The organism is Pelagimonas sp. (assembly GCF_058892305.1).
In genome coordinates this window covers 47967-60735 of sequence record NZ_JBZXVN010000011.1, presented here as the reverse complement: position 1 = coordinate 60735, position 12769 = coordinate 47967, and the positions used below count along the sequence as shown (strand labels likewise).

10 protein-coding genes are annotated in these 12769 nt (G+C 56.5%); 5 read left to right on the top strand and 5 right to left on the bottom strand.

What is annotated here, in order from left to right:
* The first annotated feature begins 4 nt into the window (after positions 1-4).
* Both panB and panC read left to right on the top strand, forming a co-directional pair.
* Positions 5-850, top strand: a complete 846-nt coding sequence (gene panB, locus AC5EFR_RS04480) for a 3-methyl-2-oxobutanoate hydroxymethyltransferase (protein ID WP_493574758.1) — start codon at positions 5-7, stop codon at positions 848-850.
* Positions 847-1689, top strand: a complete 843-nt coding sequence (gene panC, locus AC5EFR_RS04475; protein WP_493574757.1) for a pantoate--beta-alanine ligase — start codon at positions 847-849, stop codon at positions 1687-1689. The genes panB and panC overlap by 4 nt, the downstream gene beginning before the upstream one ends.
* 81 nt (positions 1690-1770) lie before the next feature.
* On the opposite strand, the gene AC5EFR_RS04470 is transcribed toward panC, so the two are convergent.
* Positions 1771-3048, bottom strand: coding sequence for an acetylornithine deacetylase/succinyl-diaminopimelate desuccinylase family protein (locus tag AC5EFR_RS04470; protein ID WP_493574756.1), 1278 nt, complete (start codon positions 3046-3048; stop codon positions 1771-1773).
* 51 nt (positions 3049-3099) lie between these two features.
* On the bottom strand, positions 3100-4059 hold the full coding sequence (locus AC5EFR_RS04465) for a DUF2125 domain-containing protein (protein ID WP_493574755.1): 960 nt from the start codon (positions 4057-4059) through the stop codon (positions 3100-3102).
* A gap of 64 nt (positions 4060-4123) precedes the next feature.
* On the opposite strand from AC5EFR_RS04465, the gene AC5EFR_RS04460 reads away from it, so the two are divergent.
* From AC5EFR_RS04460 to AC5EFR_RS04450, 3 genes are all read left to right on the top strand, one after another.
* Complete coding sequence (locus AC5EFR_RS04460) at positions 4124-4654, top strand: gamma-glutamylcyclotransferase (protein WP_493574754.1); 531 nt, start codon at positions 4124-4126, stop codon at positions 4652-4654.
* 65 nt (positions 4655-4719) lie between these two features.
* The gene (locus tag AC5EFR_RS04455; protein WP_493574753.1) at positions 4720-5892 is read left to right on the top strand and encodes a biopolymer transporter ExbB; all 1173 of its coding nucleotides are present in this window, start codon (positions 4720-4722) and stop codon (positions 5890-5892) included.
* 3 nt (positions 5893-5895) lie between these two features.
* Positions 5896-8523, top strand: a complete 2628-nt coding sequence (locus AC5EFR_RS04450) for a peptidoglycan -binding protein (RefSeq protein WP_493574752.1) — start codon at positions 5896-5898, stop codon at positions 8521-8523.
* 3 nt (positions 8524-8526) lie between these two features.
* Here the strand turns inward: AC5EFR_RS04450 and AC5EFR_RS04445 are convergent, their stop codons facing one another.
* From AC5EFR_RS04445 to gloB, 3 genes are all read right to left on the bottom strand, one after another.
* Positions 8527-9480, bottom strand: a complete 954-nt coding sequence (locus AC5EFR_RS04445) for a M23 family metallopeptidase (RefSeq protein ID WP_493574751.1) — start codon at positions 9478-9480, stop codon at positions 8527-8529.
* Positions 9480-11810: an ATP-dependent Clp protease ATP-binding subunit ClpA gene (clpA, locus tag AC5EFR_RS04440; RefSeq protein ID WP_493574750.1), complete on the bottom strand. Its 2331-nt coding sequence runs from the start codon at positions 11808-11810 to the stop codon at positions 9480-9482. Before clpA ends, AC5EFR_RS04445 begins: the two co-directional genes overlap by 1 nt.
* A 151-nt stretch (positions 11811-11961) precedes the next feature.
* Positions 11962-12723, bottom strand: coding sequence for a hydroxyacylglutathione hydrolase (gene gloB, locus AC5EFR_RS04435; RefSeq protein WP_493574749.1), 762 nt, complete (start codon positions 12721-12723; stop codon positions 11962-11964).
* Positions 12724-12769 lie beyond the last annotated feature (46 nt).

Below are 12769 nucleotides of genomic sequence, written 5' to 3'. Positions count from 1 at the left end.
GGATATGAGCGCGACAGCAAAGAAACGGGCCCCAATGCCCGACGATATTCGGGCCCGCAAAGGCGGCGAGCCTTTGGTCAGCCTAACAGCGTATACAACGCAAATGGCCGAACTGATGGACGCCCATTGCGACTTTGTCCTTGTTGGGGACAGTGTTGGCATGGTTTTGCACGGGTTGCCGTCGACATTGGGTGTGACCATGGAGATGATGATCCTGCATGGTCAAGCCGTGGCCCGCGGGCTTCGCAGCGCCATGATGGTCGTCGACATGCCGTTTGGGTCCTATGAGGAAAGCCCCGAACAGGCCTTTCGCAACGCGGCACGTATAATGTCAGAGACCGGTGCCGCCGCCGTCAAGCTTGAAGGCGGCGTAACCATGGCAGACACCATCGCGTTTTTGGTGGCGCGAGGCATTCCAGTGATGGCGCATGTTGGGCTGACGCCACAGTCTATTAACACGCTTGGCGGCTACAAAGTTCAAGGGCGCGGCGACGCCGGTGACGCCTTGATGGCGGATAGCAAAGCGGTGGCCGACGCGGGGGCCTTTGCCGTTGTCTTGGAAAAAGTACCGGCAAGTCTTGCAGATGAAGTGACGGCCGAGATCGACATCCCTACAATCGGGATCGGCGCGTCGGCGGGATGTGACGGGCAAATCTTGGTGGTGGATGACATGATCGGGTTGTTCACGGCCTTTAAGGCGAAGTTCGTTAAACGCTATGCCAATCTAGGTGAGCAAGCCGAGGCCGCTTTTGCAGAATATGCAGCAGACGTGCGCGCCCGGACGTTTCCGGCCCAAGAGCACCTTTTTGCCGATGACGCACCGCAAAAGAAGAGTGAGACAGGCAAATGATCCCGCCGATTATTCGTACCAAAGCCGAACTTCGATCCCGCGTTGCAGAGTGGAAAGCGGCCGGGGAGAGCGTGGGCGTTGTGCCGACGATGGGTGCGTTGCATCAAGGGCATCTAAGCTTGGTGCGCGCCGCGGAAGAGGCCTGTGACCGGGTTATCGTTACGATTTTTGTGAACCCGAAGCAGTTCAACAATCCCGAAGATTTGGAAAACTATCCGCGCACAGAAGAGGATGATGCCAAGAAGCTGTCTCATCACAGTGTGGATATGGTTTATGTGCCAAACCCCGAGGAAATCTATCCGGATGGTTTTGCGACCAATGTGTCGGTGTCTGGCTTGACGGATGTATTATGTGGCGCGCATCGGCCCGGTCACTTTGATGGTGTGGCGACGGTTGTGACCAAGTTGTTCACCCAAACGCGGGCGGATCAGGCGTTTTTTGGCGAAAAAGATTTTCAGCAATTGCAGGTGGTGACGCGGCTGGCGGCTGATCTCGATTTGATGACCGAGGTTGTCGGGTGCCCGACCATTCGTGAAGAGGATGGTTTGGCGATGTCGTCGCGAAATTTGTTGCTCTCGGACAGAGCGCGGATCAAGGCCCCCGCCTTGGGAGACGCGATGGAGGCCATGGCCGAAGGGTTGCGGGCCGGAGGGTCAGCTTCGGAATTGCGAATAGAGGCGCGCAAGCGGATTTTGGCAGCCGGGTTCACCGAGGTTGAATATCTGGATTTGCGTGCCTGCGATGATCTTTCGACGCTGGACAAACCCGAACGCCCGGCGCGATTGCTGGCGGCTGCGTGGTTGGCCGGGGTGCGTTTGATCGACAATATTGCTGTTTGAGCGGATGGCGGGGACGCTGTTTCAGCAAGCTGAAAGACGCCCCACCCGCCATCCCGCAGACCGATCGTTCAAACGGCACGTTCAAGATGTGAGCAAGAGCTTTTGCAAGCTGCGGGCCATGACCCGTGTGCTGTCGAGCATGTCTTTTACGGCAATGAATTCATCAGGTTTATGGGCCATTTCAAGATCACCCGGCCCATAGGCGATGCAATTCTTGAGCTTGCCGATCCGATCAATGTGCTTTTGGTCATAGCTCCCCGGTGAGGCGACATAATCCGGGTCTTGCCCCAAAACGTCGCGGATCGCCGCGTGAACCGTTGTGACAACCGGTGCATCTTTGGCCGTCATGGATGGGATCACTCGGTTGATTTCGCGCAGGTCATAGTCAAATCCGGGGCGGGTTGATTTTAGGTCTTCCAGGAGGTCAATGACCTCGGTTTGTGTTGCCTCCAGCCCTTCTTCGATCAAAAACCGCCGGTCTATGACAATCCGACAGCTATCAGGCACGCAATGTGCCGGAAGGCCGGTGTAGTCGGCGGGTTGTTCGGGTTGGCCGCCGTGAATCGAATTGATGTTCATCGTTGATTGCCGCGCACCGTCAGGAATAACCGGCATATCGGTGTGGCGGGCCGCCATTGCCGGGAAAAGCTTGTCTTCAAAGGCATCCAGAACCGCGCCCATGTGACGGACGGCGCAATCACCAAGGAAAGGCATGCAGCCATGGGCAATTTCACCCTTGGTTTCAATTTCGGCCCACCATCCGCCGCGATGTCCAAGGCAAATCCGATCATGACCTAAAGGTTCGGGGATAATAACGTGCTGCACGCGCGCCGGATCAAAGAAACCATTTTCTGCGAGATAGGCGACGCCACCATAGCCGCCAGACTCCTCATCGGCGGTGCCGCTGATTTCTATGGCCCCAGCGTAATTTGGATGTTCTTCGATGAAAGCTTCGGCGGCGATGATGGATGATGCCAAGCCGCCTTTCATGTCACAGGCCCCGCGCCCATAAATCAGATCGCCCTCAAGCGCGCCGCCAAACGGGTCACGGGTCCAGCCATGGCCCACCTCGACCACGTCGGTGTGGGAGTTAAAGTGCACGCATTCGCCGGTTTTCGGCCCTTCGCGTCGGGCGATGATGTTCCAACGCGGATAGCGATCGCTATCGCCGGGAGCCCCTTGGGCGCGGACAAGCGAGCAACTAAACCCGCGTGTTTCAAGGCGTTTGGCCAGATATTCACAGATGTCGCGGTAGTTTTCACCCGGCGGGTTGAGCGTCGGAATGCGGATCAAATCCTGAGTCAGGGCGATCAAATCATCGCGCTTGTCGTCAATCCGTTTGAAAATACCATCGTCCATAGGTGCCTCCGTGCGCGGAGTGTTCACCCAATGCGTGTTTTGTGCAAGGGGTTAGGGCACTTGCAATAGCGGTGCCGACCCAAGTGGGATCAAACCAAGAGACATCTGCCCATCAATTAACCTGAGTGGCAAGTCGAGCGTATCGGAGCGACCCTTGAGACCGGCAACGACAGTCAGGCCTTGGACCAGTTTTTCAGTCACGCTTCCGGGCAATTGTTGTCCGACACGGGCCTGTTCCAAGGCATCCTGCCAATTCACTGCCCGCAGGGTGAGTTCCCCAGACGCGCGACCTTGGGTATCGACATCAAGGTGTCCCGCCAAGTTCAGGTTCAGTGATGCCAGTTGATAAGACATCAAGGACACATCAATTTTTGAGGGTTGGGGCCGACCGTCTTTTAGCGTCGACATGGCCCAATCCTTGTCAAACGTGATGCGGGAGTTGATTTGGGTGTCGTCAACACGGCCCTCGGACAAAGGGGTCAATCGGCCTTCGGCGCGGGCGATGGATTTGGCAACAAAGGCAAACTGGTAGAGCTGATCCTCTTGCCTGAGCAGGGCGGCGTTGGTGTCTGCAAGCGCCGTTCCCCCCCAATTCAAAACAGTGGCTTCTGCGTTGACGCGATCAATGCGGTCGCCGTCCATGAACACCACACTGGCGCGAAGGCCTTCGCTGGTGATGGTGTGAGTGCCGTTGCGGGTTGTAACGGTTTGCAAGTCCGGAAAGATCAGAATGCGGTGATCCGGCTTGTAGCTTAGGGACAGGATTTGAAAAAACGGCGCTTCCCAGAGGATGTTGGTATCGGGATTGGCAAGGGACAGATCCTCGAACGTCATGTCCAAGCGATTGGGAAACCCACCGACCGAAAAGTCGGCGTATGTTGCGACCCAGCCATCCTGACGGCGATCTTCAAACCATGTTTCAACTTGGCCGCGTAGGGTCTGCGCCTGAAGAAACCACCAACCGGCCCACCCAAAGGCAGCCAAAATCACGATCATGATCAGCCGTTTCATTGCTGGCCCCTTTTCCTAACCTGCTTGATGGTGTTTACAGCCCGGAGTGAATAAGGACCAGACCATGACACTTTGGGTATTTGGATACGCGTCGCTTTTGTGGAACCCTGGGTTTGAGGTGGTGGAAAGCCAACCGGCCCGGTTGAATGGCTATGCGCGTAGCTTTTGCATGTATTCGATCCACCATCGCGGTAGCGAAGAAAAACCGGGGCTGGTTTTAGCGCTAGACGAACATGACACCGCGGAATGCGATGGCTTGGCCCTGCGCGCCGCGCCGGGTACCGAGGAAAGCGCTCTGGAGTATTTACGTGAACGCGAGCTGGTGTCCGCCGCATATTTGGAGCGCATGTTGCAGGTGCAATTGGGCGACGGGCGTCAGGTTGAAGCGGTGTCTTATGTGATCGACCCGGACCATGTTCAATATACCGGCGCGCTGTCATTGGAAGAACAGGCCCAGATTATTGCCCATGCCCATGGCGGGCGCGGTCCAAACTGTGACTATCTGTACAATACTGCCGCCCATTTGGACGAATTGGGTGTTCCCGATGCGGATTTGCACTGGCTGTCTGATCGGGTCAAAGCCTTGCGCGCATAAGGGCTTGGCGAAATGCACCTAAACGCTTAGGCTCTGCTCAAACAGAACAACGTGTCAGGTGTCCGATGGACCAGCCCGACCTCGAGGCCGAGCCGCATTTCTCTCAACCCGTCCGTCAGGTCTTTTTGATGCTGTCGGTTTTGGGGCTGTCTATCGCCGGTGCCGTTTTGGCGCTGCCGCGGGTTTTGCCGGTATTCGAGGCCAACCCATACCTGAATGGATTTATCCTTTTTGTCTTTGTGATTGGGGTGTTGGCTTGTTTTTGGCAAGTCGCGCAACTGATCACCTCGGTGCGTTGGATTCTGAACTTCGCCCGACCAGGCGATCAAGGCATGCGGGCCAAAGCGCCGCAACTTCTTGCGCCCTTGGCGACATTGCTTGGGCGGCATGATCGTCGGATGCAAATCAACACCACCTCGACCCGGTCAATTTTGGATTCTGTTGCCACCCGGATCGACGAAGCCCGTGAAATCACCCGCTATATCGTGTCTTTGCTGATCTTCTTGGGCCTGCTCGGCACATTCTACGGTCTGGCAACCACGGTTCCGGCTTTGGTCGACACGATCCGCGGACTTGCCCCGCAAGAGGGCGAAGAAGGCGTTGCGGTTTTCAATCGCTTGATGACAGGTCTTGAAAGTCAATTGGGCGGCATGGGCGTTGCTTTTGCCTCGTCTTTGTTGGGCTTGGCCTGTTCTTTGATAGTTGGTTTGTTGGAACTCTTTGCAGGTCATGGCCAAAATAGGTTTTATCGTGAGCTAGAAGAATGGCTTAGCTCGATCACCAAAATCGGCTTTTCCTCGGGTGAAGGCGACGGCCCTGACCTTGGGGCCGCCGGTTTGGTTTTGGACCAAATGGCCGAGCAAATGGAACGTTTGCAGTTGCTTTTCGCGCGCTCGGAACAGGGGCGGGCGGATGTTGACAACCGGCTTGCCCAGCTTGCGGATTCGCTTGAACGGTTGACCGAACGCATCGAAGCCACCGCACCCACCGCAAATTCGATGGCGCGCATCGCCGAAGGCCAAGAGCTTTTGGCCGAAGCGATCCGAGAGAAAGAAAGCAGCGAAGGCTTGGATGCCGAAAGCCGCATGAGGCTCCGTTCGATTGACGTGCAAATGCTGCGCATCCTCGAAGAGATAGCCGCCGGCCGTCAGGAAAGCATGGCCGAATTGCGCACCGATTTGGCGGCACTTGGCCGAAAATTGGCGCAAACCCCACGTAGCCGTTTGGGCGAGGACTAAGCCATGGCGCTGTCCCGTCGCACTGGTGCCCGGTTACAGGCCTCGATCTGGCCGGGTTTTGTGGACGCGATGACCGGGCTTTTGTTGGTCCTGACCTTTGTTTTATCTATCTTTATGGCGGTTCAGTTTGTCCTGCGGGAAACGATTTCCGGGCAGGAAACGGAACTGGATTCGCTTTCCACCGAAGTCGCGGCCTTGGCGCAGGCGTTGGGGTTGCAAGAACGGCGCAACACCGCGTTGACCAATGAAATGGGTGAACTTCAGGCGACGTTGAATGACAACGAAACGCGGTTAACCGAGCAAGCCCAGATCATCGCATCGCTATCTGCTACGCGTGATCGCCAAGCCGCGGATCTCGCAGCGGCGGCGACGCGCATTGCCAGTTTCGAGGAACAAGTGGCCGCACTCCTGTCCGAACGGGATGATTTGTCGGCCGAGTTGGGCAAAGCGCGCGGGGAGATTGACGCCCAAGCCGAGGCAGCCTTGCTTGCTGCTGCTAAACGCGAAGCGTTGGAGGCCGTGCTCGCCGATCTTCAGGCCAAAAGTGCAGAGCAGGAATTGCAGATCGGTGCCTTGACTGGCGAGTTGAGTGAAGCGCAGGAGGCGCTGAGCGGGGAAGAGGCGCAAAAGCTGGCCGAGGCGCAGGCCGCAGAACTGTTGCGCAAACGGCTTGAAGACGCGGATGCGGAGCTGACTGCTATGACCTTGGCATTGGAAGATGAGCGTCAAAAGGCAGAAGACACCTTGACGCTTTTGGCGGCGGCACGCCAAGCCGAAGCAGATTTGAACGCGCAACTTGCGGCGGCGTTGATTGCTGGGCAAAGCGAAGCTCAAACATTGCAAGCTCAGCTGGACAGTGCAAACGCGGAGCTGATCCGTCTTGAAACCGCCCTTGGCGAGGTCCGCGATCAAGGGGCCGATGCGGGCAAACGATTGACCGCTCTGCAAGAGGAGCTGGCCGCAGAACGAGCTGCGCGGCAACAGGCCGAAGCGGCTTTGAGTGATGAGGAAAAGGCGCGTAGTGATGCCGAAGGTGCATTGGCCAAAGCGCAGCAGTCGGCAGATGCCACTGATACGCGCCTGTCAGATTTGTCGGCTAAACTGGCCGCTGCGTTGGCGGGGCTGGCCGAAGCCGACAGTCTTAGGGGCGAGTTGAGTGCTTTGCGAGACACAAATAGCGAGTTGAGCACGTCGTTGGCGCTGGCAACACAACAAAGCGAGGATGCCGCAGCGGCACTTGCGAATGTGCAAAGCGAACGGAGCGCGCTGGAAGCCGCCGCAGCGGATGCACAGGCTCAATTGGCCGCTGCCCAGACCGGTTTAGAGGATTTGGAAGCCCAGTCAGCAGACCTTGCGGCCCGACTTGGGGCTGCACGGGAGCGCGGTGATTTGGGCGATGAACGATTGGCAGATTTGCAGGGCCAAGCGGCAGAGTTGCAGGTGCAACTTGAAGCATCTGAAAAACGCTCTGGTGATCGCCAGCTTCGAATTGATGCGCTTGCAAATGAAAACGAGGAGCTTTCGGCGCAATTGGGGTCATTGAGCGCGCAGGCCGCGGATCAGGCGGAATTGATTGGTGCGAGAAACCGTGCCGATCGCCTTGAGGCGGAACTGGCAGCTGCGACGGCACGCGACACCGACCGGGATGCTGTGATTTCTGGCCTGCGCCAAGCTTTGGCGGTTGCCGAGGCCCGAGCCTTGGAGCAAGAGGACGATAGCCGGTCCTTGGAAGAACGTCTCGCTGCGGCTTTGGCCGCACGGCTTGAGGCTCAGGGGTCCGCCGAAGATGTTCGTGCCAAGTTGATTGCCGCCTTGGCTGCCCAAAAGGCAGCCGAAGCCGAGCTTGATACGCAATTGTCGGACGCTGAGCAAAAGCAGGCTTTGTTGTCGCAAGCGCGTACGGAACTGGCTCAAAATCAGGAGCGGGCGAGTGTTGCTGAGAAGCAAGCAGAGCTTCTGAACCAACAAGTTGCGGCATTGCGCCAGCAATTGGGCGAGCTTCAGGCGCTTTTGGACGACGCCAAAGTTCGCGATATCGAGGCGCAGGTGCAATTGCAAAATCTCGGGTCCGATCTAAACGCGGCGGTGGCGCGCTTGGCGGCGGAGGAACGTAGGCGTCGCAAGCTAGAAGAAGCGGAGCGCAAACGTCTTGAGGAGGAAAAGAAGGACCTTGAACGCTATCGCTCTGAATTCTTTGGCCGTTTGCGCGATGTTGTTGGTGCCCGAGAAGGGGTTCGGATCGAAGGCGATAGGTTTGTGTTTTCGTCCGAGGTTCTCTTCCCGCCCGGAGAAACGGAATTGTCCGCCTTGGGCAAACGTGAGATTTCAAAGGTTGCCAACGTCCTGCGCGCCATCGCGAGCGATATTCCAGATGGGATTGATTGGGTCATTCGAGTCGATGGCCACACAGATAATGTTCAGGTTCGTCCGGGCGCGGCCTTTGCGGACAATTGGGAGCTCAGTCAAGCACGCGCTTTGTCTGTTGTGCGTGTTCTGATCGATTCCTACGGCATCCCGCCACAGCGCTTGGCAGCGAATGGGTTTGGGGAGTTTCAGCCGGTCAATCCGGAAAACTCGGCCGAGGCGCGCGCGCAAAACCGCCGGATTGAGCTTAAATTGACCGAACGGTAGAGATTATTCGATGGTGATATGTGCAAAGCGATGGGCAATAATCTTGCCCTTGCGAAGAAGCGTGGCTTCGCCAAGGTAGTCACCTTTTGCCCAACCCGCGCTTGGGGCTTTGCGGCCAAACGCCCGCATTTGGCTCACTTTTGGTTGCTTGAGCACCATGTCATGGTTGAAAACCTCACCCTCGGGGCCGGTAACTAGAAACTGCAAAACATCGCCGTGCTCGGCATGTCCTGCATGCATGTAGATCACGATTGGGCGCGTCGGTTTACCGGTGTCCAACCGCGCAGATCCGTTTCGGACGCTGTTTAGGTTAGGGACATGGTCGGCAAAGCCTGCTGTCAAAATGCCGGTCCGCACATATTGGATTGGGTCGGCCCACATCGAGTCCGTTTCAATTTGACAGCTATCCAGCGGGCCGGGTTGAAAGGGGTCGATTAATGTCTTGCCCTGATACAATGAGAAGTGCAGGTGAGGATGATTGGTTTGACCGGATAGGCCGACCAACCCCAACACATCACCGGTTTCGACGATGTCGCCAGGCTGTTTTGTGACTGACCCCAGCCGTAGATGACAGTATTGGCTGACCCAACCCTGTGCATGTTCGATGACGATCGCATTGCCACAGGCGTTTTGGCTGGTGACGCCCCGCATTTCCCGATCATCAGGCATTTCATCGCGAATGCGTAAAACGCGGCCCGGGGCGGTGGCAAAAACGGCGACGCCGGTTTTGATGTCATCAAAAGACAGAAGCGCAAAGTCGGTACCTTTGTGCCCGTCACGTGCGTTCAGGCCGCATTGGTAATCGGTTTGCACGCCTTTGGTTGGGTCGTGATCAACGTAGTCTTCAATGTAACAGGTTTCGCCAAGCGTGCAGTCCAAAGGAAAGCCCAGACGAAAATCCTCCGCCTGGGCTGATTGTGACAAAAGGGCGATTGCCCCGATTAGGGCAATGCGCATTAGTCAGCCGTCAAAAGTGGTGGCTTTTTCTTGGTGCTGATCTTGGGCTTGTCGGGCCCTTCCAAGTTCAACACCAGTTCACCGTCTTTGACTGACACTTTGACGAGGCCACCTTTCATCAGCTTTCCGAACAGTAGCTCTTCGGCGAGTGGCTTTTTGATGTATTCTTGGATGACACGTCCGAGCGGACGGGCCCCCATTTTGTCGTCATACCCCTTGTCCGACAGCCATTCAGCCGCAGGCCGGGTTAGTTCAATGCTTACGCCGCGATCCATGAGTTGCGCTTCGAGCTGAAGCACAAACTTTTCGACCACCTGTAGAATGACTTCTTTCGGCAGTGGCTGGAAGCTAATCACAGCGTCGAGACGGTTGCGGAATTCCGGCGTAAAGGTCCGTTCGATCGCGGCGGTATCTTCGCCCTCACGACGATCCCGACCAAATCCGATAGCGGATTTCGCTTGTTCTGCGGCCCCGGCGTTGGACGTCATGATCAAGATGACATTACGGAAATCAACCGTGCGACCGTTGTGGTCAGTCAAGGTGCCGTGGTCCATGACCTGCAACAGGATGTTGTAGACATCCGGATGCGCTTTTTCCATTTCATCTAGGAGCAACACGCAATGCGGATGCTGATCAACTCCATCGGTCAACTGTCCGCCTTGATCAAACCCGACATAGCCGGGAGGCGCCCCAATCAGGCGCGAAACCGCGTGTTTTTCCATATACTCGGACATGTCAAAGCGCAGGAGTTCGACGCCAAGGTTGTCAGCCAGTTGTTTGGCGACCTCGGTTTTACCAACACCGGTTGGACCGGCAAACAGATAGTTGCCGATTGGTTTTTCAGGTTCGCGCAAACCGGCACGGGCCAGTTTGATCGCCGAGGACAGCGCATCAATGGCGTTGTCCTGACCAAAGACCACGCGTTTAAGTGTTTTCTCAAGATCTTTGAGCATTTCCGCATCGTCTTTGGAGACGTTTTTCGGAGGAATGCGCGCAATTTTTGCGACGACGGCCTCGATCTCCTTGGCGCCAATTGTCTTGCGACGTTTGCTTTCTGCAACCAAGTGCTGTGCGGCACCGGCTTCGTCGATCACGTCAATCGCCTTGTCCGGCAACTTGCGGTCATTGATATATCGCGCGGCGAGTTCAACGGCGGATTTGATCGCATCGGCCGTGTATTTAACGCTGTGATGCTCTTCGAAATAGGGTTTCAAGCCCTTGAGAATCTTGACGGCATCTTCGACCGACGGCTCGTTCACATCAATCTTTTGGAACCGACGGCTTAGAGCGCGATCTTTCTCAAAATGCTGGCGGAACTCTTTGTAGGTGGTCGAGCCCATGGTGCGCAGTTTGCCGCCCTGCAAGGCAGGTTTCAGCAGGTTAGAGGCATCCATGGCACCACCCGACGTGGCACCGGCACCGATTACAGTATGGATTTCGTCAATGAAAAGGACCGCATCAGGGTGGTCTTCTAGCTCATTAACCACCGCTTTCAGGCGCTCTTCGAAATCGCCTCGATAGCGGGTACCGGCCAGAAGAGCCCCCATATCGAGCGAATAAATCGTGGTTTTCGACAGGACCTCGGGCGTTTCTCCGGCAACGATTTTGCGCGCCAACCCCTCGGCGATGGCGGTTTTACCAACACCGGGATCACCGACCAAAAGCGGGTTGTTCTTGCGGCGGCGACATAGCACCTGAATACAACGCTCAACTTCGGAATCGCGGCCAATCAATGGGTCAATATCACCCTCACCGGCTTTGACGTTGAGATCGACACAGTATTTGGCCAGCGCGCTTTCCTTTTCGGCGCTGGATTGCTGTGGCTCAACATGAGGCGCTTCTTCTTCCTCTTCGGCACCGGTGATCGGGCGGCTTTCGCCGTATGCCGGATTTTTGGCAACGCCATGGGCGATGAAATTCACGGCGTCATAGCGCGTCATATCCTGTTCTTGCAGGAAATAGGCGGCATTGGATTCGCGTTCGGCAAAGATCGCGACCAAAACATTGGCCCCGGTAACCTCGGTCCGGCCAGAGGATTGCACATGGATCGCGGCACGTTGAATGACCCGTTGGAACGCGGCGGTTGGTACCGCCTCAGAGCCTTCGATGTCAGTGACAAGGTTCGACAGATCCTCATCCACGAACTCAACCAATGTGGTGCGAAGCTCTTCTGTGTCGACGGAACACGCCTTCATCACGCGGGCCGCATCCGGTTCGTCAATCAGCGCCAATAGCAAATGTTCCAGCGTGGCGAACTCATGGCTGCGCGAATTGGCCAAGGCCAAAGCTGCGTGGATTGCCTGCTCAAGCGTATTCGAGAATGAAGGCACGAGGGTGCTCCTCTTGTTTTAAGCGCTGTCGTTGACCGCCAGCATGTCTTCTTAAGGTTAAAGTTTGGTCGATTACCGCCAAGCTTCAAGTTTTTTCTGCCCAAAAGCGGTTCACTTTCCACCGCATTCCCGTAACCGGGCGTGATTTCCGCTAAAATTGGTCCTTGCGGGCGCGAATTTCGGCGAAGACCTCGGCATCGGTGGCGTCTTCCATGTTCAACCCTTTGCGAATTGCCGGATCAGAGGCGCGCAAAAACGGGTTTGTTGCCAATTCCAGTGCCAAAGGCACCTGCGCTGTGGGGCGATTTTCAGCGCGTGCTGTTTCGATATCTTGGACTCGGGAGATAAGCTGCGCATTCTCAGGGTCAATAGTCAGCGCAAATTTCGCGTTGGATGCGGTGTATTCGTGGCCAGAGTAAACCATGGTTTCCGGCGGCAACGCGGCGAGCTTTTTCATGCTTTCCCACATCATGTCGGCGGTCCCTTCGAACAAGCGACCACAGCCCAAGGCCATAAGACTATCGGCGGTGAAAACCGCGCCGCCTTTGGGATAGTAAAACGCCACATGCCCCAATGTGTGACCGGGAACAGAGATGACTTGGCACAGCCCCTCATCCTTGCCACCGGAAAAACCGTCGGGCAGGGCGAAATCAAGTTTGGGCAATTGGTCTTCTTCATCCTTCGGGCCCATGACCATACAGTTGTATTTGGCTTTGAGCGCATCGACCGCTTGAACGTGGTCCCAATGATGGTGGGTCAACATGATCACGCCGGGCGTCCAGCCGCGCGCCTCAAGGGCGGCGATGATGGGCTCGGCCTCGGGGGCATCAATAACCGCGACACCATCTGGCCCGTTCACCAAATAGGCATAGTTGTCTTCAAGGCAGGGCACGGTGACAACTTCAAAGGGCATGGTCTTTCCTCGCGGGCAATGACAAACTAACCCCAGAGTGACGCAT

Excerpts from the sequence above, each read along its gene's own strand:
- panC (WP_493574757.1), top strand. The coding sequence starts at position 847 with ATGATCCCGCCGATTATTCGTACCAAAGCCGAACTTCGATCCCGCGTT.
- panB (WP_493574758.1), top strand. The coding sequence starts at position 5 with ATGAGCGCGACAGCAAAGAAACGGGCCCCAATGCCCGACGATATTCGG.
- AC5EFR_RS04465 (WP_493574755.1), bottom strand. The coding sequence starts at position 4,059 with ATGAAACGGCTGATCATGATCGTGATTTTGGCTGCCTTTGGGTGGGCC.
- AC5EFR_RS04445 (WP_493574751.1), bottom strand. The coding sequence starts at position 9,480 with ATGCGCATTGCCCTAATCGGGGCAATCGCCCTTTTGTCACAATCAGCC.
- AC5EFR_RS04460 (WP_493574754.1), top strand. The coding sequence starts at position 4,124 with ATGACACTTTGGGTATTTGGATACGCGTCGCTTTTGTGGAACCCTGGG.
- AC5EFR_RS04450 (WP_493574752.1), top strand. The coding sequence starts at position 5,896 with ATGGCGCTGTCCCGTCGCACTGGTGCCCGGTTACAGGCCTCGATCTGG.
- gloB (WP_493574749.1), bottom strand. The coding sequence starts at position 12,723 with ATGCCCTTTGAAGTTGTCACCGTGCCCTGCCTTGAAGACAACTATGCC.
- AC5EFR_RS04455 (WP_493574753.1), top strand. The coding sequence starts at position 4,720 with ATGGACCAGCCCGACCTCGAGGCCGAGCCGCATTTCTCTCAACCCGTC.
- AC5EFR_RS04470 (WP_493574756.1), bottom strand. The coding sequence starts at position 3,048 with ATGGACGATGGTATTTTCAAACGGATTGACGACAAGCGCGATGATTTG.